At 35.0% G+C, this 18,291-nt stretch carries 26 protein-coding genes; 16 read left to right on the top strand and 10 right to left on the bottom strand.

Annotation, left to right across the window (positions count from 1 at the left end):
* Positions 1 to 323: 323 nt before the first annotated feature.
* On the top strand, positions 324 to 872 hold the full coding sequence (locus IJQ68_RS00420; protein ID WP_292795499.1) for a phosphatase PAP2 family protein: 549 nt from the start codon (positions 324 to 326) through the stop codon (positions 870 to 872).
* Positions 873 to 886: 14 nt separating this feature from the next.
* Here the strand turns inward: IJQ68_RS00420 and IJQ68_RS00415 are convergent, their stop codons facing one another.
* On the bottom strand, positions 887 to 1,177 hold the full coding sequence (locus tag IJQ68_RS00415) for a hypothetical protein (protein ID WP_292795497.1): 291 nt from the start codon (positions 1,175 to 1,177) through the stop codon (positions 887 to 889).
* A 370-nt stretch (positions 1,178 to 1,547) separates the two neighbouring features.
* Between IJQ68_RS00415 and IJQ68_RS00410 the strand changes: the two genes are divergently transcribed.
* The 5 genes from IJQ68_RS00410 (at position 1,548) to IJQ68_RS00390 (ending at position 2,873) form a co-directional block, all read left to right on the top strand.
* On the top strand, positions 1,548 to 2,141 hold the full coding sequence (locus tag IJQ68_RS00410; RefSeq protein WP_292795503.1) for an acyltransferase: 594 nt from the start codon (positions 1,548 to 1,550) through the stop codon (positions 2,139 to 2,141).
* 75 nt (positions 2,142 to 2,216) lie between these two features.
* Positions 2,217 to 2,378 (top strand): rubredoxin, encoded by a 162-nt coding sequence (locus tag IJQ68_RS00405; RefSeq protein ID WP_292795495.1) that lies wholly within the window; start codon positions 2,217 to 2,219, stop codon positions 2,376 to 2,378.
* 73 nt (positions 2,379 to 2,451) lie between these two features.
* The gene (locus tag IJQ68_RS00400; RefSeq protein WP_149730987.1) at positions 2,452 to 2,589 is read left to right on the top strand and encodes a rubredoxin; all 138 of its coding nucleotides are present in this window, start codon (positions 2,452 to 2,454) and stop codon (positions 2,587 to 2,589) included.
* A gap of 12 nt (positions 2,590 to 2,601) precedes the next feature.
* Positions 2,602 to 2,712 (top strand): rubredoxin-like domain-containing protein, encoded by a 111-nt coding sequence (locus IJQ68_RS00395; RefSeq protein WP_058738961.1) that lies wholly within the window; start codon positions 2,602 to 2,604, stop codon positions 2,710 to 2,712.
* Between the two features lie 50 nt (positions 2,713 to 2,762).
* A complete protein-coding gene (locus tag IJQ68_RS00390; RefSeq protein WP_292795487.1) occupies positions 2,763 to 2,873 on the top strand; it encodes a rubredoxin-like domain-containing protein in 111 nt (36 codons plus the stop codon).
* Between the two features lies 1 nt (position 2,874).
* Here IJQ68_RS00390 and IJQ68_RS00385 read toward each other — a convergent pair whose 3' ends face one another.
* Positions 2,875 to 3,471, bottom strand: coding sequence for a YigZ family protein (locus tag IJQ68_RS00385; protein ID WP_292795485.1), 597 nt, complete (start codon positions 3,469 to 3,471; stop codon positions 2,875 to 2,877).
* Positions 3,472 to 3,537: 66 nt separating this feature from the next.
* Here IJQ68_RS00385 and IJQ68_RS00380 point away from each other — a divergent pair, with 66 nt between their 5' ends.
* Positions 3,538 to 3,894, top strand: a complete 357-nt coding sequence (locus IJQ68_RS00380; RefSeq protein ID WP_292795482.1) for a hypothetical protein — start codon at positions 3,538 to 3,540, stop codon at positions 3,892 to 3,894.
* On the opposite strand, the gene arfB is transcribed toward IJQ68_RS00380, so the two are convergent.
* From arfB to IJQ68_RS00365, 3 genes are read right to left on the bottom strand one after another with little or no spacing between them, the layout of a single operon-like run.
* Entirely contained in the window at positions 3,891 to 4,583 is a 693-nt protein-coding gene (arfB, locus tag IJQ68_RS00375; protein ID WP_292795480.1) for a 2-amino-5-formylamino-6-ribosylaminopyrimidin-4(3H)-one 5'-monophosphate deformylase, read from the bottom strand. The two genes, IJQ68_RS00380 and arfB, sit on opposite strands and share 4 nt — an antisense overlap.
* A 10-nt stretch (positions 4,584 to 4,593) precedes the next feature.
* Entirely contained in the window at positions 4,594 to 5,076 is a 483-nt protein-coding gene (locus IJQ68_RS00370) for an RNA-binding protein (protein WP_292795477.1), read from the bottom strand.
* Between the two features lie 40 nt (positions 5,077 to 5,116).
* A complete protein-coding gene (locus tag IJQ68_RS00365; protein ID WP_292795474.1) occupies positions 5,117 to 5,620 on the bottom strand; it encodes a type II toxin-antitoxin system antitoxin SocA domain-containing protein in 504 nt (167 codons plus the stop codon).
* A gap of 249 nt (positions 5,621 to 5,869) precedes the next feature.
* On the opposite strand from IJQ68_RS00365, the gene IJQ68_RS00360 reads away from it, so the two are divergent.
* The 4 genes from IJQ68_RS00360 to IJQ68_RS00345 all read left to right on the top strand — a co-directional run bounded on the left by IJQ68_RS00360 (position 5,870) and on the right by IJQ68_RS00345 (position 7,286).
* Positions 5,870 to 6,100: an LSm family protein gene (locus tag IJQ68_RS00360; RefSeq protein WP_058738966.1), complete on the top strand. Its 231-nt coding sequence runs from the start codon at positions 5,870 to 5,872 to the stop codon at positions 6,098 to 6,100.
* Positions 6,101 to 6,162: 62 nt separating this feature from the next.
* Positions 6,163 to 6,351, top strand: coding sequence for a 50S ribosomal protein L37e (locus IJQ68_RS00355; RefSeq protein ID WP_292795469.1), 189 nt, complete (start codon positions 6,163 to 6,165; stop codon positions 6,349 to 6,351).
* Positions 6,352 to 6,492: 141 nt separating this feature from the next.
* Positions 6,493 to 6,903 carry a hypothetical protein gene (locus IJQ68_RS00350; RefSeq protein ID WP_292795466.1) on the top strand — a complete coding sequence of 137 codons (411 nt, stop codon included), beginning with the start codon at positions 6,493 to 6,495 and terminating at the stop codon, positions 6,901 to 6,903.
* Between the two features lie 113 nt (positions 6,904 to 7,016).
* Entirely contained in the window at positions 7,017 to 7,286 is a 270-nt protein-coding gene (locus tag IJQ68_RS00345) for a hypothetical protein (RefSeq protein ID WP_292795463.1), read from the top strand.
* Here the strand turns inward: IJQ68_RS00345 and IJQ68_RS00340 are convergent.
* Positions 7,283 to 7,618, bottom strand: coding sequence for a hypothetical protein (locus IJQ68_RS00340; RefSeq protein ID WP_292795460.1), 336 nt, complete (start codon positions 7,616 to 7,618; stop codon positions 7,283 to 7,285). The two genes, IJQ68_RS00345 and IJQ68_RS00340, sit on opposite strands and share 4 nt — an antisense overlap.
* A 161-nt stretch (positions 7,619 to 7,779) precedes the next feature.
* Here IJQ68_RS00340 and rnc point away from each other — a divergent pair, with 161 nt between their 5' ends.
* The 4 genes from rnc (at position 7,780) to IJQ68_RS00320 (ending at position 11,060) form a co-directional block, all read left to right on the top strand.
* The gene (gene rnc, locus IJQ68_RS00335; RefSeq protein ID WP_292795457.1) at positions 7,780 to 8,448 is read left to right on the top strand and encodes a ribonuclease III; all 669 of its coding nucleotides are present in this window, start codon (positions 7,780 to 7,782) and stop codon (positions 8,446 to 8,448) included.
* Positions 8,449 to 8,453: 5 nt separating this feature from the next.
* Positions 8,454 to 9,920 carry a homoserine O-acetyltransferase gene (locus tag IJQ68_RS00330; protein ID WP_292795455.1) on the top strand — a complete coding sequence of 489 codons (1,467 nt, stop codon included), beginning with the start codon at positions 8,454 to 8,456 and terminating at the stop codon, positions 9,918 to 9,920.
* Positions 9,921 to 10,062: 142 nt separating this feature from the next.
* The gene (locus IJQ68_RS00325; RefSeq protein ID WP_292795453.1) at positions 10,063 to 10,746 is read left to right on the top strand and encodes an AzlC family ABC transporter permease; all 684 of its coding nucleotides are present in this window, start codon (positions 10,063 to 10,065) and stop codon (positions 10,744 to 10,746) included.
* The gene (locus IJQ68_RS00320) at positions 10,746 to 11,060 is read left to right on the top strand and encodes an AzlD domain-containing protein (RefSeq protein WP_292795450.1); all 315 of its coding nucleotides are present in this window, start codon (positions 10,746 to 10,748) and stop codon (positions 11,058 to 11,060) included. Before IJQ68_RS00325 ends, IJQ68_RS00320 begins: the two co-directional genes overlap by 1 nt.
* Positions 11,061 to 11,747: 687 nt before the next feature.
* Here the strand turns inward: IJQ68_RS00320 and IJQ68_RS00315 are convergent.
* From IJQ68_RS00315 to IJQ68_RS00305, 3 genes are all read right to left on the bottom strand, one after another.
* Positions 11,748 to 13,028, bottom strand: a complete 1,281-nt coding sequence (locus IJQ68_RS00315) for an O-acetylhomoserine aminocarboxypropyltransferase/cysteine synthase family protein (protein WP_292795447.1) — start codon at positions 13,026 to 13,028, stop codon at positions 11,748 to 11,750.
* 94 nt (positions 13,029 to 13,122) lie between these two features.
* Positions 13,123 to 13,428 (bottom strand): hypothetical protein, encoded by a 306-nt coding sequence (locus IJQ68_RS00310; RefSeq protein WP_292795444.1) that lies wholly within the window; start codon positions 13,426 to 13,428, stop codon positions 13,123 to 13,125.
* A 121-nt stretch (positions 13,429 to 13,549) separates the two neighbouring features.
* Entirely contained in the window at positions 13,550 to 14,476 is a 927-nt protein-coding gene (locus tag IJQ68_RS00305) for a hypothetical protein (RefSeq protein WP_292795442.1), read from the bottom strand.
* Positions 14,477 to 14,687: 211 nt separating this feature from the next.
* Between IJQ68_RS00305 and IJQ68_RS00300 the strand changes: the two genes are divergently transcribed.
* Positions 14,688 to 16,133, top strand: a complete 1,446-nt coding sequence (locus IJQ68_RS00300; protein ID WP_292795440.1) for an asparagine synthetase B — start codon at positions 14,688 to 14,690, stop codon at positions 16,131 to 16,133.
* Positions 16,134 to 16,747: 614 nt separating this feature from the next.
* On the opposite strand, the gene hmdC is transcribed toward IJQ68_RS00300, so the two are convergent.
* Positions 16,748 to 18,244, bottom strand: coding sequence for a 5,10-methenyltetrahydromethanopterin hydrogenase cofactor biosynthesis protein HmdC (gene hmdC, locus IJQ68_RS00295; RefSeq protein WP_292795437.1), 1,497 nt, complete (start codon positions 18,242 to 18,244; stop codon positions 16,748 to 16,750).
* Between the last annotated feature and the right edge of the window lie 47 nt (positions 18,245 to 18,291).

Genomic DNA, 18,291 nt, shown 5'->3' with positions numbered 1-18,291 from the left:
TGAATAATACTTAAAAATAAAAATAACCAACACAAGTCACCCAAACATCAAATAAACACATAAATAACTAGAAATTAGTAAAAAACATGAAAAGTATTAAATTAGAGAATTATGGTGAATCCTCTTTAAAAACCTAGTTTATGTAAAATATATGTTAGGGGAAGTATATAAGTTATTAAATTATTTTCGTACAATATACTATTATTATTAAATATAACTCGATAAAATCAATATTATAATGAAAAGGTAAGTTTTAATGGCGATGTAATGTGGAGCATGAAATATTTATAAGATAAATTCATAATATTATTTGAGGTTTTACTTTGTTAAATGTTGATGTATTCTATTTTATAAATGATGGTTTTCAAAATCCGTTGTTCAATATTATAATGCCCTTTATCACTCATCTGGGCGGATTTGAAGCAATGTTTGCAATATGTATTGCAGTAATAATTTTAGCGAGCATATTCAAAAAGAGAAATGTCAGAAATATTGCTGTATTATGTTTATTGTCATTGCTGATTGCCGACGGTATTGCGCTTGTTTTGAAAAATCTCTTTTTGGAGCCGAGGCCCTTTGTAGCCTTAAGTGATGTTCATCTGTTGATTACGGAAAATGATCCCAATTCATTTCCCTCAGGACACACAACATCAACTGTTGCGGTTTTAGGCTTTTTAATTTTCAGATATAAGAATAAATTATTGAGGGCAGTTTTAATGGTGTGCTGTTTTCTGATAGCATTTTCAAGAATATATTGTGGTGTTCACTATCCTTTTGATGTTGTGGTTGGTGCGGTGCTTGGAACACTTTCATCATATTTCGTATATAAATACGGTGATAAAATATTGGTGAGGGTAGGTGTTGAAAAGTAGTTATATGGAAAAATTTAATTTCTTAAGTCACTGATTTTTCCGATGTATTCGAAATCGTCCTTGTTGTCAAGGTATTTGACGCCTATTTCCTTATCTCCCGGATGAATTGTGACAATGGACATTCCGTCATCCACATCTATGGTTATTCTTCTTTTTTTATCTCCCATTTCAGTTTCGATTACTACAATATCTTCATTTTTAATGAGTTTTCCTTCTTCAAAATCGTCGCTGATGTCAGTTGAGTACCAGTGTTGCGGTAATTTTAATCTTAATCCTAAATCGTCAAGTAAATCTTTTAAATGCATAATTACACCTTCGTTAATATTACTTTGGATTTGAGGTTATATAAAGATTTTGTCACTATGTAAGGGGTATTTGGGTGTAACTCTATCGAAAATTGACCAATTAGTATATATATCAATGAATTATATAAATTAAATCATCTATTTATTTAATTTAATTAACTGAAGGTTCGATATTATGGTAAGATTTTCATCATCACTTGAGGATAAACAGCCACAAAAAAGGAATAATCGCATTCCTGAAGAATATGAATTTGACTATTCCAGGTTAACCGAAAGGCAGCCTCAGCAAAGGCCTGTTTATCAGCAGGAACCGCCACGTTATGCCGAAAGACCTCAAATTATCGAAAGACGTGATGAGTATGACACTTTAGTGGCCGATGAAAGACCGCAGGTAAGGCAACCTTTACAGTTCGACCCTAAGGACAATATCCAGTTCGGTGTCGAATACTCTCCAAGCTCAAAACCACCTGTCATCGGAAACAATTATACCATAAGATCAAACTCAATCATCTATAATGATGTCGTTATAGGGGACAATTTCAGAACAGGACACAATGTGGTGATAAGAGAAAACACCAACATCGGGGATGACGTGCTGATTGGAACAAACACCGTAATTGAAGGTGATGTGATTATCGGAAACGATGTGAGCATCCAGTCCAATGTATATATTCCGACAAATTCTGTTATTGAAGATAACGTATTTATCGGTCCTTGTGCCTGTTTTACAAATGACAAATATCCTGTCCGTATAAACTATGAGCTTCAGGGTCCCCGTATAAGAAGGGGAGCTTCAATCGGTGGAAACACTACATTTTTATCAAATGTTGAAATTGGTGAAGGGTCAATTGTGGCTGCGGGAGCTATTGTAATTCACAGTGTGCCTCCATTTTACTTAGCTATTGGTACTCCTGCTAGAATCAAACCGCTTCCGGACCATCTGAAAGTTCCTAATAAATTATAATTCTATTTTCTAATTAACTATTTATACTATCTTATTCTAAAATAAATATATCAAAAACAAAGGTGACTGTTTTTTATGGCTAAATGGAAATGTAAACTTTGTGGATATATTTATGATGAAGATGAAGGTATTCCTGAACGTGGAGTTGAACCGGGAACCCCATTTTCCGAACTTGCTGATGCATTTAAATGCCCAAAATGTGGTGTTTCTAAATCAATGTTCAAAGAAGTAGAATAGTTTATATATTAAAAAACTAAAAATTAATAATGATGAGCCAATTTATTGGTATTAATATAAAGGAGACAATATTATGGCTAAATGGAAATGTAATATGTGCGGATACGTATATGACGATGACGCAGAAGGAACTGCTTTTGAAGACCTCCCAGATGACTACAAATGTCCAATGTGCGGAGCATCAAAAGACATGTTCAGTAAAGTAGAATAAGGAGAGATAATTATGGCATTCGTTTGTAAAGTATGTGGATACGTTCACGAAGCTGATGAATTACCAGATGACTTCACCTGTCCAATGTGCGGTGTAGACGCTAGTAATTTCGAAGAACAATAATTTTTGTTCTTCAACCAAACTTTTTTTTAAAATTAACGGGAGGATTAACCATGGCATGGGTATGTAAAGTCTGTGGCTATGTCTATGAAGGTGATGAGTTACCGGAAGATTACATCTGTCCATTATGTGATGTTGACGCAAGTTATTTTGAAGAGCAGTAGTTTATTTAACTAAAACTTCCTTATTTTTAAAACTGACATTAATCTTACCATTATATTTTTCAAATATTTTTTCTATATCTCTGAAATCCTTAGACACCACATCATAGACGACCTTATCTGAATAATCTTTATTTATTGCTTCCAGATTGTTGTTTCTCACTTCCCCATCCACCAATTTGATATCTCCATATTCAAAGGTTAATGTATAAACGTCATATGATTCCACTTCAAGTATTTCAGCCTCACTGATGGCTTCCATAACTGATTTTGAATAAGCCCTGACAAGTCCTCCGGCTCCAAGCTTAATTCCACCGAAATAACGTGTAACAACAGCAGTCACATTGTGCAGTTCATTTTTTCTCAGCACATTGATCATAGGTTTTCCGGCAGTTCCTCCAGGCTCTCCGTCATCGTCAAATCCTTCCCCGTCAGAGACTATATATGCCGTACAGTTATGGGTGGCATCGCTATACTGCTCGTTTACTTTCAATATTATTTCTTTGCTTTCCTTTTTGTTTTTAGTTGGAAATAAATGGCATATGAACTGTGATTTTTTGACATTTATTTCACTTTGAACTGCTTTTGCTATCGTTTTCATAATATTCCTATAAATTTATATATTTTATCAGACATATTATTGTTATTAATTTTATAGGTGTTAAACATGTCAAGTCGTCCGGCTATTATTTTAGTTGTTTTAGTAGTTGCAATTATTGCATTCTGTTTTGCAGGTGTTTTTGCAGCAATGACTGGTACATATCATTTAAATCTTGATTTGGGAAATAATACAACAGATGATGGTGGATTATTTGGTAATTTAACTGATTTAACTTCTAATGATGATTCAAGTTCTTCTGATGATGGTTATGTGGAGACCTACACTGATGACAGCAGTTCTCAAAGCTCCCAAAGCAGTGTTGAAACGACAGAAGATACATCTTCGTCACAACAATCTGAATCAGGTTCATCATCAGATGGTGGGGGTAGTGTAGAAACCACTACTTATCCTACTGAAGCTTAAAAATCAAGTAATTTTTCAATATCGAAGAGTACTGTATCGATAGCTAGATTGAAAAGTTGTTGACCGTATTCTTCATCAACATACACTCCATTTTCTTCAACGTCCAGTGCCCCTTCTTCAATGTTCGGGTCGTTTTCACGTGCTTTTTTAAATCCGTGCAGGCCAACTTCGACGTATTTGTTCACGTCTGCCTGTTTATCCAGTTCATTTTCATTTATGATGCCCAGTACTTTTGCCATTGACAGTTCACCGCTTCCTGCATGAGGGCCTTCTGAAGATATAATCTTGTTGTTCATTACTACAATCAAATCAGTCTGCTCTTCAATATCCCATATTTCGGCCATTAACGGTAAATTTCCTCCATGTGCATTTACTATAACGACCTTTTCAATATCCAAAAATCTTTTTGCTGAATTCAGTGTTTCTATCACATTTTCTTTTAATACATCCAGTGAAACGTGCACTCCATGATCAATTTCATCCAGTTCGTATGCCGGAAATATAACTCCCAAAAACTTGGCTCCTGATTTGAGTGCTGATTGAAATGCGATGTGAGCACCTATTTTCGCGTCAGTATCTATTGGTAATGCTGGTCCGTGGTTTTCTAGATGTGATCCAAGTGCAATGATGCCTATTTTGTGTACTCCCGGGTCTCTTATGTTTCCTGCTCTGTATCTCAGTTCAGCCATTTTCACTCACCTATATTTCAAAGTTCCAGATTTCGTCTCCGACAAAGTGTTTTGTTTCTATTGCTTTTCCTGAATCATTTTCAACCATTTCTTCACCGGTTATTAGGCTTACTCCAATAGCTAATGGCTTGTGGTGTGTTTCATCGACAATCAACACGATATCTCCAGGTTCAATATTGTCGTCAGCAGCTACGATTCCCGGACTCATTATGTCTGCTCCGTTTGTAACGAAACGTACTGCTCCCATATCTACAGTAACGGTTTTGCCGTCAATTTCATTGGCGAGCGCTGCTTTAAGTGTTGGGAATGCTTTATCATTGATTATTATGATGTATGGTTCGCCGTCCACTAATATAAATGAATTTGGTTCTGCTTCAAGGATTTCCACATTTTTCTTGTTTTCAAGCAGTCCTCCATATTCTCCTAATTCATTTTTTATTTGCTTAATTTTTTTCTTTTTTAAGAAATTTCTTTTTTTAACTTTAATTGCCATGTTTTTTACCTGATTTTTATTATTAATATTTATTATAAATTTATAAATTAATAAATTTTTTTCTGATGGAATATCTTGGATATCTTAAATATACGTTATTGTAGTCAATTGCTTCATTGTAGTCAGCCATTTGAAAGGGAGGGTCTCTGCTGGCATATTTAAGAATGGATGTGGCATTCTTTGTTATCAGCCGTTTAACAGTTGTACTTATCATCTTTTCCTTCTTTTTTGTGAAGTGTATGTCCGGCAGATGTGTCAGATAATACTTGTGCAGCGTGGTGTGATAATATGGCTCCTTTCGAAAATATATTCTTTTTCTTTCTACCAGTTCATCTGTGATTTTATTGAAATGCTTCGGTTGTATTCCCTTTTTGGATTTAACGTATTCTTCATCGGTCAGGGACTCCCCGTATACTTCATAATAGTTGAAATCAATGAAATACATTGTTGTTGAGATTACAGTTTTTCCAACATGGGGCTTGTCATAGCAGTTGGATAGAATATATGTTAATATGTTGATGTATTCGGTTTTGTTGAATGCCATAATATTTTTATCTTTTAATGAGAATAATATATAATAAAAATGCGAGAGAGCATTTGACCAGTATTTTTTTTACTTTTAACACTAACATTTATATATTAGTAAGAGCATATAATTTATTATTAGTTTTAATTAGGTTTTGTCTTATCTAAACTTGATTATATTATTTCTAATACGGGTAATTGTTAAATCAATGATTGCTTTTAAAAACTAATTTAAAAAATACAATTAATGGTAATATAAGGTGATATAATGAGCGGACAAAATGTTCAAAGACCACTTGATGCATTAGGAAAATCTATCGATGCTCCAGTTTTAATCAAACTCAAAGGAGACCGTGAATTCAGAGGTATACTCAAAAGCTTCGACTTACACATGAACTTAGTTCTCAACGATGCTGAAGAGTTACAAGATGGAGAAGTTACTAGAAGATTAGGTGTTGTCCTCATCAGAGGAGACAATATTGTTTATATTTCACCATAAATATTATTCAATGATTGTTTAAGATAACTAAATTTATTTAAAATAATGTAGGAGGTGTATCAATGGCAAAGGGAACTCCATCAATGGGTAAAAAGAATAAAAAGACCCATATCAGATGTAGAAGATGTGGTAAAAACACTTATCACGTACGTAAAAAAGTCTGTGCTTCTTGTGGATTCGGTAGATCCAGCAAATTAAGAAGATACAGCTGGCAAAACAAAAAACCAACTACTAGGCAAAGACTAGTTTAAGTCGGTATAAAATTATTGGAGATTATTAAATTAATCTTCATCCAAACCACTTTTTTTAATTATCATCACAATTTTTAGGCATGGTTAAATTTATATACTTTGAATTTCTAATTTTACTTAAAAATATTTTTAGGTGATATCATGTCTGATTTGAAAGATTTAGCCAAAAATGAAAATGTTAATTTGGATGACTGCATAGTCTTTACCAAAGATGGTGGAGATGCATTAGCGGTCAATATTGCTTATGTCGGAATCAAGCAAAGACAGGACAAGCTGATGAGCGTCAACTTTTCAATGTCCCCACAGAAAGTTAAGCAGTTGGATGAATTTTTCTCTGATGTCAACTCAGGAGCGCTCTTTTATTATGACATTTCACAGACCGGCAGCATTCCTGTTAACTACAGGGGTTTGTCCAATGTAACCAAAAAGGTAAGCAACAATCCTGATGCAATATTTGAAGTGTCTCTTTTAATGCAGACCGCTCAGAATGTGCCTAAGGACAGCTATTTGGATCCTACCTGTGACTGCTGCTCATTCCACTGCATATTATAGGAGAATTATATGTACAGCGACGAAAATTATGTAAAAATTACTAAAATGGATGATGACGATTCTATCGAAATCCATGAAAACTATGTCAGGCTTCGGAAGGCCAAAACAATCTCATGGCTTTAAATATCAAGGCTCCGCTTTTCGAGACTGCCGAGATTCAAAGGTTTTTTGAAGGATCTGATTCCTCTGAAAAGTTAATGGTCAATATTTCAGCCACAGGTGATTTTGGTGTGAAATTTAGAGGTATAATTGACGGCAAGGAAAAGAATTTTTCCCAAAACATGGACCATATCATAATCCTTTTTGAGCAGTACAACTGCTTTGCGACCTATCGGGATGTCAAAAGGGTTTCCAAGTTCATGCCGAGAGGATATTTCAGCTAGATTTCATCCTCCACGGCATCCCAGAAGTCCTGTGCCCAGCTTCTTTGAGCGTCAATGACCAGATCAAGAAGTCTTACCTTACCGTCCCTGAATCTGAATAAACGGTAATCTGTCTGTGGTTTTTTGGTGCTGCCTTCCTTGTTGCAGTCAAGGTATATGCCTTCGCAGTATTCTGCCTCGAAGTCTCCTGCCTTTACGAAATCTCCAACAAGTGAGTATCCGTTTGCAACGCTTTTGTCAAGCTCTTCAACTGTTTTAAGCCATCCGCCCTGTGCCCTGAACTTCATGTCAGGGTCAATTTTTGTTATTTCTTCTTTCCAGTTCAATATCATAGTACCAAATCCTTGATTGAACTTTATTCTTAATGTATATTTAAGCGAAGAGATAGAGCATTTGAACACTATTCTAAATATCACAATTGTTATATATAATGAAGTTTAAATAAATTAAATACCATAATTAATATCATATTTATTAATTGATGGGCTTTAACATGAATTTATTTGAGAAATATGGCATCGAACCGAACAATGAGGACTACTATAAGATGGCCTTCATGCACGGTTCATACGCAACGGTACATGGTATAAAATACGATTATGAACGTTTGGAGTTTCTTGGAGATTCAATCTTAAACATGCTTGTTTCCGAATACCTTTACAAGAAATATCCTAAATATGGTGAAGGTAAACTGACAAAACTTAGGGCCAATTACGTATGCCAGTCAGCTTTAATCTATTATTCACACGAGCTTGGATTAAAGGATTTTTTGAAGGTATCCGTTGATGAAATGAATCTCACAGACAATGAGGTATTGTCAATCACTTCTGATATATTCGAATCATTCCTCGGAGCGCTGTTTCTGGATCAGGGTCTGGCATATACGAAAAGGTTCATTGCAAAGATTATATTCCGCCATATTGATGAGGAAATGGTGTTCTTCCATGACTACAAGTCTGAAATCAAGGAGTATTGTGACGCGCATGAGACTAAAATCCGATACGAACTTCTTGAAGAGCATGGAGTTCCACATGACAAGACGTTTATAATGGCAATATATCTGAATGATGAAGAAATGGGAACCGGAATCGGTAAGAATAAAAAAGAAGCTGAGCAAGAAGCTGCAAAAGAAGCTATGAAAAATTTACATTTAATTAGGTGATTTTAATGGATAAGGATTCTGTTGGTATTGTTGAGACACAATATTTGAATATTGACGAGCCTTTCATACTGGAAAGCGGCAAATCATTAGACAATATCACCATAGCTTATGAGACTTATGGTGAATTGAATAAGGAAAAAAGCAATGCCATTTTGATTTGTCATGCTCTAACCGGTGACGCTCACGCTGCAGGCTGGCACGAAGGAGATAAAAAGCCTGGATGGTGGGAGATAATAATCGGTCCCGGAAAAGTGTTGGACAGTGAAAAATACTTCATAATCTGTTCCAATGTTTTAGGAGGATGCAAAGGAACAACAGGTCCAAAATCAATAAATCCCGAAACCGGATATGAATACGGTGTGGATTTCCCAGTCATTACAATCAAGGACATGGTTGACGTTCAAAAGCTGCTGGTTGATTCATTCGGCATCAATCAGCTGTATGCAGTTATCGGAGGATCCATGGGTGGAATGCAGGTTCTTCAATGGATTGTCAGCTATCCGGACATGATGAAAAAGGCAGTTCCGATAGCCACAACCGCAAGGTCATCCCCTCAGCAGATTGCATTCAATGAGGTTGGCCGCCAGTCAATTGTCTCAGATCCAAACTGGAAGCAGGGAAACTACTATGGAACAGGTCAGATTCCTAAAAACGGACTGTCCATAGCCCGTATGATTGCCCACATAACTTATCTCAGCGACGAGTCAATGTTCATCAAATTCGGACGTGACCTTCAGGACAAGGATGAAATCAGTTATGACCTTTCAATGGATTTCCAGGTCGAAAGTTACCTGCATCATCAGGGGGAATCCTTTGTAAAGCGATTTGATGCCAACAGTTACTTGTTCATTACAAAAGCAGTGGATTTATTTGATTTATCAGTTAATAATTCACTTATTGACGGATTCAAGGACATCAAATGTAAACTTGAAGTCATTTCAGTCGATTCAGACTGGCTCTATCCGACCGAACAGAGTACTGAAATAGTTGCTGCATTAAACGCAAATGATGTTGAAGTGTCATTTTCTGAAATCAAATCCAATTACGGCCATGATGCATTCCTGCTTGAAAAGGGACAGCTAAATTATCTTTTATCAAGATTTTTATCTGACAATATCGTTGCAGATTTGATGACAACCGATGTTCCGACAATCAGGGAAGAGGATAGTGTCAAAAAGGCAGCAAGACTGATGTTTGACAAAAACGTCACTCACTTGCCTGTTGTAACCGATGACAATAAATTAATAGGTATTGTCACCAGCTGGGATTTGTCAAAGTCAATTGCAACCAATTGTGAAAGCCTGACAGACATCATGACAAAAACCGTCAAATTCTGCTATTCATCAGATTCAATAGAGGACATAAGCAGAATGATGAGAAAATTCGACATCTCATGCCTCCCTGTTGTCGATGAGGATTTCGTTGTGGAAGGAATTATTACAACAGACCATATCAATAATATGATGTCATAACTTTAACTTATAAGTAAAACTTTTCTATTTTTTTTGAAAAGTTAAACTTATATGTTTATGGTGTTTGGTTGGTATGAAAATATACAATTATTATGACTACTTTTTATAATTAACTTAAATTGGTGATTTTATTAGTTCTAGAATGGATAAGTTTTTATTTGGGTGCAAAAGTGCTATTCCAATAGCTTTCGGCTATATTCCGATGGGCATAGGCTATGCCGCCCTTGCACTGAAAGCCGGTTTTAATCCGTTCCAGACAGTTTCATTTTCAGTTCTGGTCTATGCTGGTGCCGGCGAGATAATTGCGGCCACAATGCTTGCAAACGGCGCAACTGCCCTGGCTATTATATTAACCAATTTTGTCGTTAATTTAAGGTATATGGTAATGAACACTGCAGTCTACAATAAGATGAGTGAAAATTCACTTCTCACAAACATTCTAACGGCACATCTGGTGACCGATGAGACATTTGCAATATTTTCATTTGAAAACGAATCATCAGTATGGTTTTACACGGGATTGTCTATGACATCATGGCTTTCATGGATTTTAGGAGCAGCAATAGGCGTATTTGTCCTGGACTTTTTGCCTGTGATAGTGACGAACAGTTTCAATATTTCATTATATGCACTTTTCATTGCTATATTGGTTCCAGCCGTTAAAAACAATAAGCGTCTGGGTCTTCTGGTTGTTATAACAGCAATATTAAATGTCATACTTCAGTTTGTTGTTGGAAACTGGTCACTGATAATATCAACGCTTTTAGGCGCTTTGATCGGAATGTACATAGTTGACGATGAGGATATGGTCGAGGGGGTTGAATAATGGTTGACATTAACATTATTATTTTAGGCTGTGCACTGGTGACATTCATTCCCCGTCTGATTCCGGCAATATTTGTCGATAAGCTCAATTTCGGTCCGAAAGTTGAGAAATTCCTGAATCTGATTCCATACACGGCCCTTGCAGCACTGATCTGTCCGGGAGTCCTGACTGTTGACAATCAGCTATGGTATATAGGTCTTGTCGGTGCAATCGTTGCGGCTGGACTGTCCTGGAAAAAGGTTCCTTTGGGAGCTATCGTTATTCTGACAGTAGTGGTATTAGTAACTGTTTATTCAATAGTTCCGATGTTTTAAAAAAAGTATATTATAAAAATACTTGGATAAAAATATAAATTCAAGCCTTTTTTATCCAAGTTAAAAGAAGAATATATAATTGATTATCATATATTGCTTGATTAAATAATTATTTTTCATAATATTTATATTATTCTATTTTCTGTAAATTTTTTTATTTTTATTAATTTTAAATAATATTACTTTTACTTTGATTTTTACTCGATTAAAGCAATATTGCTTTTAAAAATGAGTTATTTTTAAATATCATTGGTATTAAATACATTTTCCACTGGTCATTGAAAAACTTCATTAACAAAGAAGGTTGTTTTGAATTGGTTATCAAAATATTGTTTAACTTCCTTCTGGAGGTAAAAATGGCATTAGTACTGTTAGATGCTATAGTTTTCATAGCTATTAGTTATTTAGCGTACTTTGTATCTCTACTTTAGTTGGAGAGAAGATTGAGTTAGTAGATGATGATTGATAGACAGGTATTGAGTTTTTTAAAAATATGATATTCAAGCCATTATATTTGGAAGTTTGTTTTTCTCGTTGACCATACTGGATTGATTTTGAAATTAACTCATAAGGGGAGCTTTTAGCTCTTCCTGCCTATTTTTACATAATTTTTTTAAAATAATGGTGTGTTGATAAGATTTAAAATATTAAAATCAGATAAAAATAAATTAAAGAGGATTAAACCTCTTAATTAATTGCTTTTTTTAGTGCCTGGTCAATGTCTTCAATCAGGTCCTGAACATCCTCGATACCGACAGACATTCTTATGAAATCAGGTGTGATTCCACTGTCAAGCTGTTCCTTTTCGGTCATATTGGAGTGGGTTGTGCTTGCCGGGTGAATTACAAGGGTCTTTGAATCCGCAATGTTTGCAACATGGCTTAAAAGCTCAACGCTTTCAATAAATTTCTTACCCTCTTCGATTCCGCCTTTAATGCCGAAGCTCACAATACATCCGTAGTTGCCGTTGAGGTATTTTTCAGCCATCTCATGATTTTCATTATCTTCAAGTCCGGGATAGTTGACCCAGGAAACCGCTTCATGGTCTTTTAGGAATCTGGCAATTTCCAGTGCATTGCTGCAGTGCTGATTGACCCTTAAGGACAATGTCATGCAGCTTTGAAGAATCATGAATGCATTTATAGGACTCATAACCGTTCCCAAATCCTTCATCAGATGAACTCTTGCCTTTGTAATGTATGCCTTATTTCCAAAAGCCTTGGAATATATCAGTCCGTGATATGACTCGTCGGGTTCAGTAAACATTGGAAATTTACCGTTTGTCCAGTCGAATTTTCCACCATCAACAATCATACCACCCATGCTTGTACCGTTCCCGGATAAAAATTTGGTTGCTGAGTGAACGACAATATCCGCACCATGATCAAGGGGTTTGACCATAGTAATTGCTGAAGTGTTATCCACAATTAATGGAATGCCGTTTTCATGGGCTATTTCGGCCAATGCCTCAAAATCAGGAATGTCCAGCTGAGGATTACCTATTGATTCACAATAAATTGCTTTTGTATTCTCGTTGATTGCCTCTTTATATGCATCCAAATCATGAGTGTCAACAAAATTGACCTTGATTCCCCAATTGGGCATGGTATTTTTGAATAATGTATATGTTCCGCCATAGAGGTTATTGGATGATACTATTTCATCACCATTTCCCGCAATGTTTAAAATTGATAACAATATTGCGCTCATTCCGGTTGACTGTGCCAGTGCACCAACACCGTTTTCTATTGCAGCCACACGATTTTCCAAAACTTCTGAAGTCGGATTTGATAGTCTTGTGTAAATGTGTCCCTCTTCTTCAAGAGCATACAGTTTTTTAGCTTTATCAGCGCTTTCAAATGCATAGGAGCTTGTATGATATATTGGTGTTGCCCTTGCACCTGTTACCGGATCGGGAAACTCTCCTGCATGAACTTCCAGGGTTCTTTGTCTATAATTGTCTTTCATATTACCACACTTTGTATATTATGATAATAATTTTTTTAAATTATTCCTATTATATTTTTCATATGGTGAGGTGTTTGCTTTTGAAAATGATATATTATTTGAATCGTTTAATAAGATTACGTTGAAATTTTAATAATACGTCTATTCTTTTTATCTCTCCATTTAGTTCAATCATTTTTTTTAAATTTACAATCTGGATAGATTGCAGTATTATTGTAGCAGTTTTTATTGCGATTATCATATTTAATTCTACTTCTAATTTATTTAGTTCTTTATCTTTTTTAGCTAGCATATAATCTCTATTTTCTATTATTTCGTTTTTTCGTGCGATGTCTGCTTTGAATTGTTCTTCTCGTGTTAATTCGCAAAATTGTTTTTGTTTAAATTTTTCTCGTGGCATGGTTAACAACCTTTTATTATTTTTTTTAGTTGTGGGGGGTGATGTTTAATCGTGATGTTTGTAATTTATTAGTTTTGTGGCGTTTTTTTAAAATAAAGAATTAGGATAATTATATGTTATCCTATTTTGAATTTTGTAGTATTATTTGTTGTTGTAATTTTTTTATTTCTTCATCTTTCTCATCTAGCATTTTTTCTTTTTCATATAGCATTTTATCTTTTTTAGCCATCATATAATCTCTATTTTCTATTATTTCGTTTTTTCGTGCGATGTCTGCTTTGAATTGTTCTTCTCGTGTTAATTCGCAAAATTCTTTTTCGGTTAATTTTCTGGTTATCATGGTTAACAACTCCTTGGTTTTTTGTTTATTGCCTTTAAAAATCTCCTTAATCATTATTTTGAGAATATGGTGTATGTCTAATCGGAGGTATGTGTCCATTTTCACTTGTGTGAATATATGGCATAATTCTTCAAGTATCTTTTTGTCTATATTATATTTGACAAATACTGCAATATATGGGAAGTACATTGCTTTTCTTTGTGATATTTCGATAGTATTATCTATGTTTCTCAATATATTTAATTTTTCGTAGATGTCTTTTTCTTTCACTACAATAGGGTATACATTGAATACATTGTTCTGTGAGGTATAGCATTTCATTTCCTGTTCATGTTCTATGGATGTCATGACAAAGGAAATCGATGGCAGATTGTTTTGGTGAATCAAATGTATTTTGTAGTCGTATATCGGGTCTATCTTTCCATATTCTATTGGAGTAGTCTGGTGTTCCACATTGATTGTTGATTTTTGTGTTATGAATCCGTCTTTTCCAACCAATTCAGCTATATCTAACTCTAATTTTGAACCGTCCTCTTTATAGACGGTTCTGTCGAGTGATTTGATGAATTTTCCTGGAAATCCAAATGATTCATGAGCCGCTTTTGGATATCTGCTGACAATGTAGTTGAAACAGTAATCACGGGGATTGTGTGTTGTCTCACGCATCATGGATTCAACCATTTCCTCAATTTCGTCATTTCTATTCATATTTATTTCACCTTAATTTTTATTTAAATAATTTAAACAGTATAATATTGTATTTAATGATATATAAATTCTTTGTTTTCATTCTAAACAATTTTACTTCCTTAAATCAATAAAACAATGAAGGAGTTATATTTTTTGATGAGGTAATATTGTCCCGACTTGTAATTACTGTGGCAATTTTTTTATCATATCACTTTCAATAGTTATTACTATGAGTTCAATAGTTGGTCTTCAGGGAAAGTTCAGTGGAAATGATTTGATTAAAATGTTAAAAGCATCAAAAATGCGCGGGCCTGATTCATCCGGCATATATTTGGATGAAATTGTCCATGGCATCGATTTGGATAGCTTTGACGATGAAAAAGAATATGATATTGCTTTTGGCCATAATCTGCTTTGTGTTTATGACATTCATGACAGAAAATCTTCACCCCAGCCGATATCTAAGGATAATCTTGTTCTGACTTTTGATGGGGCTTTATATAATTTCGGCACTATCAGAAATTTTTTAAATAAGGTTGGCGTTGAAGGTGAAATCACATCAGACGCTGAGGCATTAATTAATCTGATTGACTTTTACAATAATGGTGATCTTCTTAAGGCCGTCCAGTCTGCCGTTCATCTCATTGACGGAGACTATGCATTTTCAGTATGGGACGGTGAGAATTTGGCTATTGCACGTGACCCGTTGGGCGTCAAACCCCTGTTTTATGCTGTTGGCGATGATTTGTGCGCATTTGCATCTTCCCGTGACAGTCTTAATGAGCTTGGCTTTGATGAGATTCAGACATTATTGCCCGAAAATATTCTTTTTAACTGGGATGATGTAGCTCCGACACAATACATTTATGAAAAAATCATGGAAGTCGATGCATCTAAGCTGGACAAGCTATTAAAGTTAAGTGTTTCCAAAAGAGTTGAAGGATTAGACAAGCTCGGTGTAATATTTTCAGGGGGTGTTGACAGTTCGATTTTGGCAATGCTTCTTGAGGAGATATCATGCAACAAAAGGCTTGACATAACATTATATGCAGTGGGCAGTGAAAACTCAAAGGACCTTGAGGCCGCAAGATACGCCGCCGAATACCTTGACCTTCCATTAAAGACACAAATCATAACTCCAGAACTTATAAGAAAACATCTGGGTGAAGTCGTCCATGCGATAGGTGACGATAACCTGATGAAGATTGGTGTCGGCTTAACGGCATACTTCGCATCAAGAATGATTCATGAGGACAAGTTGAACGTGGCAATTTCCGGACAGGGTGCTGATGAGCTTTTCGGCGGATACAACAGATACCTGAAAAGCTATGAAGAAGGTGATCTTGAATTCGAAATCCGCCAGGACATCTCCAACATGTATCATGTAAACCTTGAACGTGACGATGCATGCACAATGCTCAATTCAGTTGAAATAAGGCTACCTTTTCTGGATAAAAGCTTAGTTGAATATGCAATAAATCTTCCCGTCAAAAACAAGATTTCAGGTTCCGGTGATGTTTTAAGAAAAAACATATTAAGAAAATTCGCATTCAATGAGGGGCTGGACAAGGAAATCGCCTACAGGCCTAAAAAGGCAGCCCAGTACGGCACGGGAATCGACAAGATTTTAAGAAAAAAGATTATTCCTGAGATTGATTTGAAGGAATTTTTATAGATTCTGCATAATCCTTGAGGAGGATTAAATAACTACTAAAAAATCAAATAGTAGTTATTTCAAACCACCTATACAAATTGTTTTGATTAAAACTTACTATGAATATAAAAATATAAGAAGATAGAGTAGTAAATAGCTATGTCCGGTAGCTATTTACGAGGCGGCTAATTTTGATAATTGAGCCTGACATATTATGAATTATCATAAATTATGATAATCTATAAAGTACTAAGTAGTAATAACCATATAAATGTTATTAAAGTATTACTCGATGTTTTTGGCTTTATTTATTATATAATTATATTAAAATTCTTATAATAAATAATGAATAATTATAATGTATTAATTTTAGATAATATGTTGTTATAGTCATTTTTTATGGTCTAGTATTAATTAGTCATAATGGATAAAATTGTTAAAATGTAAAAATAAGAAATAATTTCTATTAAAATTTATAAATATGGATGATGGGTAAGTTATTCTTAAAAATATTTGTTTTAATTAATTTTTTGTATATAATCTTTGGAAAAATAAAAAATTATTAGTAATACTTTTTTTAAAAATAATACTATTAAAAGATTACTTTTTTCTAAAAAAATATTACTATAACTAATCTAAACTATTGTCAAAGCATTCGGAACTTTTTTCAGAATGTTTTCTTTTATCGGAATCATGGTTGATGAAGCTATTGAGAAGTCTGCATTATCTGCTGCAGCTTTATCATCTTTTTCAGCGATAATTGTTGAATTCAATACATTTTGCAAATTGTCAACACTGTTTTTCAACACCCATTCATCGACATCTGAAATGATAATCTCGTCAACATATTTGTCCAGTTCATTAGCTATTACCCATGAGATAAATCGTCCCCCATGCAATGATATTGTGCTTCCCTCTGCAAGAGAGACAATTTCATTTAATGTATGTTTCAGTTCAATGTTTTGATACATTCTTGAATGAACAAGGGTTGCCCAGTGTGCATCTCCTATGTGGTAGGCACCGATTTTTCCGGGATAGATGTATTCAGGTCCAGCAATCTTAACTGCTGTTGCTATTGCCAATAAATCGTGTTTTTGCGCTGGAAGTCCACGGTTTGGGAATTCTTCATTTATGATTTGCATAATTCTTGGAAGGCCAAATTTACCTCTTCTTGCGGTTCCAGGCTCATATCCGCACATGTATCCGTGGTGATTTTTCGGAAAACCTGTGATTACCATATTCAGTCCTGACCTTAAACCAGCCCTCACTTCGTGTTCATATGCTCCGTTTGTTGCGACAACTTTTCCTGGTGACAATATTCTTGCGGCAGCTATTGTTTTTGCGAAAGATTCTGTGGTATTTTCACATCTGTTGAATGGACCTCCTTCAACTACAATAACATCAGCTCCAATTTCAATGGATTTTTCAAAACCGGTGATTACTTCATCATATCCGTCACCAACAAACATTATTGATTCCAGACCTCTACCATATTTTTTGGCTAAATTTGCAATATCTTCGGCTTCTCTTAAAGGTGCTGCATGGCCGTCTCCAGTCTGTTCTGATGTGACATTGACTGCAACGGAAGAAGATAACTTGATCCATTCCTCTTTATCGTCCTTTTCTGAAAGCTCCTTATCTATAAGTCTTTCATGAATTCTTCCCCGAGGGCATTCTGTAAATGCAGGACCTTTGTTATAGCATTCTCCACCACATCCGCTGATGTTTTTCGGAAGTCTCATTGCACCGTTTTCACCGAAGTGATCCAAATCTAAAGGCACGTCAACGATTTCATGTACCTTTTTCATTACTTCAACTCCTCTCATTCCAAATTTCTCTGCAATGTCTGAAAAGGCATATGCGCAGATGTGAATCGGAGCTCCTATTGTATCTGCCAGTCTGCAGTTTCCTAAAAGATCCATAAGTTCCAAATCGGAGGCGCATGTTCCTGCAACCACTTCAGTCAAATCACATCCTAAGGGGAATCTTTTAAACTGCATTCCCAATTTCATAGTCTCTTCTAGCGAGAGCTCGGAAATTGCATCAACAACAGATGTCACGTCTTTATCCATTTTTGATATTTCAATTGCAGCATCATCGTCATGAACTGCATCCTTTATTAAATCATACATGAAAAGTTCTCCAAAAATTAATTAACTATATATTTTTCAGTGAAATC

Origin of the sequence: Methanobrevibacter sp. (assembly GCF_017447225.1) — an archaeon.
Lineage (GTDB): Archaea > Methanobacteriota > Methanobacteria > Methanobacteriales > Methanobacteriaceae > Methanocatella.
The sequence above is the reverse complement of the archived record's forward strand: the minus strand, read 5'-3'. Positions and strand labels throughout refer to the sequence as shown.

Excerpts from the sequence above, each read along its gene's own strand:
- IJQ68_RS00415 (WP_292795497.1), bottom strand. The coding sequence starts at position 1,177 with ATGCATTTAAAAGATTTACTTGACGATTTAGGATTAAGATTAAAATTA.
- IJQ68_RS00405 (WP_292795495.1), top strand. The coding sequence starts at position 2,217 with ATGGCTAAATGGAAATGTAAACTTTGTGGATATATTTATGATGAAGAT.
- IJQ68_RS00400 (WP_149730987.1), top strand. The coding sequence starts at position 2,452 with ATGGCTAAATGGAAATGTAATATGTGCGGATACGTATATGACGATGAC.
- IJQ68_RS00395 (WP_058738961.1), top strand. The coding sequence starts at position 2,602 with ATGGCATTCGTTTGTAAAGTATGTGGATACGTTCACGAAGCTGATGAA.
- IJQ68_RS00390 (WP_292795487.1), top strand. The coding sequence starts at position 2,763 with ATGGCATGGGTATGTAAAGTCTGTGGCTATGTCTATGAAGGTGATGAG.
- IJQ68_RS00385 (WP_292795485.1), bottom strand. The coding sequence starts at position 3,471 with ATGAAAACGATAGCAAAAGCAGTTCAAAGTGAAATAAATGTCAAAAAA.
- IJQ68_RS00380 (WP_292795482.1), top strand. The coding sequence starts at position 3,538 with ATGTCAAGTCGTCCGGCTATTATTTTAGTTGTTTTAGTAGTTGCAATT.
- arfB (WP_292795480.1), bottom strand. The coding sequence starts at position 4,583 with ATGGCTGAACTGAGATACAGAGCAGGAAACATAAGAGACCCGGGAGTA.
- IJQ68_RS00370 (WP_292795477.1), bottom strand. The coding sequence starts at position 5,076 with ATGGCAATTAAAGTTAAAAAAAGAAATTTCTTAAAAAAGAAAAAAATT.
- IJQ68_RS00365 (WP_292795474.1), bottom strand. The coding sequence starts at position 5,620 with ATGGCATTCAACAAAACCGAATACATCAACATATTAACATATATTCTA.
- IJQ68_RS00360 (WP_058738966.1), top strand. The coding sequence starts at position 5,870 with ATGAGCGGACAAAATGTTCAAAGACCACTTGATGCATTAGGAAAATCT.
- IJQ68_RS00355 (WP_292795469.1), top strand. The coding sequence starts at position 6,163 with ATGGCAAAGGGAACTCCATCAATGGGTAAAAAGAATAAAAAGACCCAT.
- IJQ68_RS00350 (WP_292795466.1), top strand. The coding sequence starts at position 6,493 with ATGTCTGATTTGAAAGATTTAGCCAAAAATGAAAATGTTAATTTGGAT.
- IJQ68_RS00345 (WP_292795463.1), top strand. The coding sequence starts at position 7,017 with ATGGCTTTAAATATCAAGGCTCCGCTTTTCGAGACTGCCGAGATTCAA.
- IJQ68_RS00340 (WP_292795460.1), bottom strand. The coding sequence starts at position 7,618 with ATGATATTGAACTGGAAAGAAGAAATAACAAAAATTGACCCTGACATG.
- rnc (WP_292795457.1), top strand. The coding sequence starts at position 7,780 with ATGAATTTATTTGAGAAATATGGCATCGAACCGAACAATGAGGACTAC.
- IJQ68_RS00330 (WP_292795455.1), top strand. The coding sequence starts at position 8,454 with ATGGATAAGGATTCTGTTGGTATTGTTGAGACACAATATTTGAATATT.
- IJQ68_RS00325 (WP_292795453.1), top strand. The coding sequence starts at position 10,063 with ATGGATAAGTTTTTATTTGGGTGCAAAAGTGCTATTCCAATAGCTTTC.
- IJQ68_RS00320 (WP_292795450.1), top strand. The coding sequence starts at position 10,746 with ATGGTTGACATTAACATTATTATTTTAGGCTGTGCACTGGTGACATTC.
- IJQ68_RS00315 (WP_292795447.1), bottom strand. The coding sequence starts at position 13,028 with ATGAAAGACAATTATAGACAAAGAACCCTGGAAGTTCATGCAGGAGAG.
- IJQ68_RS00310 (WP_292795444.1), bottom strand. The coding sequence starts at position 13,428 with ATGCCACGAGAAAAATTTAAACAAAAACAATTTTGCGAATTAACACGA.
- IJQ68_RS00305 (WP_292795442.1), bottom strand. The coding sequence starts at position 14,476 with ATGAATAGAAATGACGAAATTGAGGAAATGGTTGAATCCATGATGCGT.
- IJQ68_RS00300 (WP_292795440.1), top strand. The coding sequence starts at position 14,688 with ATGAGTTCAATAGTTGGTCTTCAGGGAAAGTTCAGTGGAAATGATTTG.
- hmdC (WP_292795437.1), bottom strand. The coding sequence starts at position 18,244 with ATGTATGATTTAATAAAGGATGCAGTTCATGACGATGATGCTGCAATT.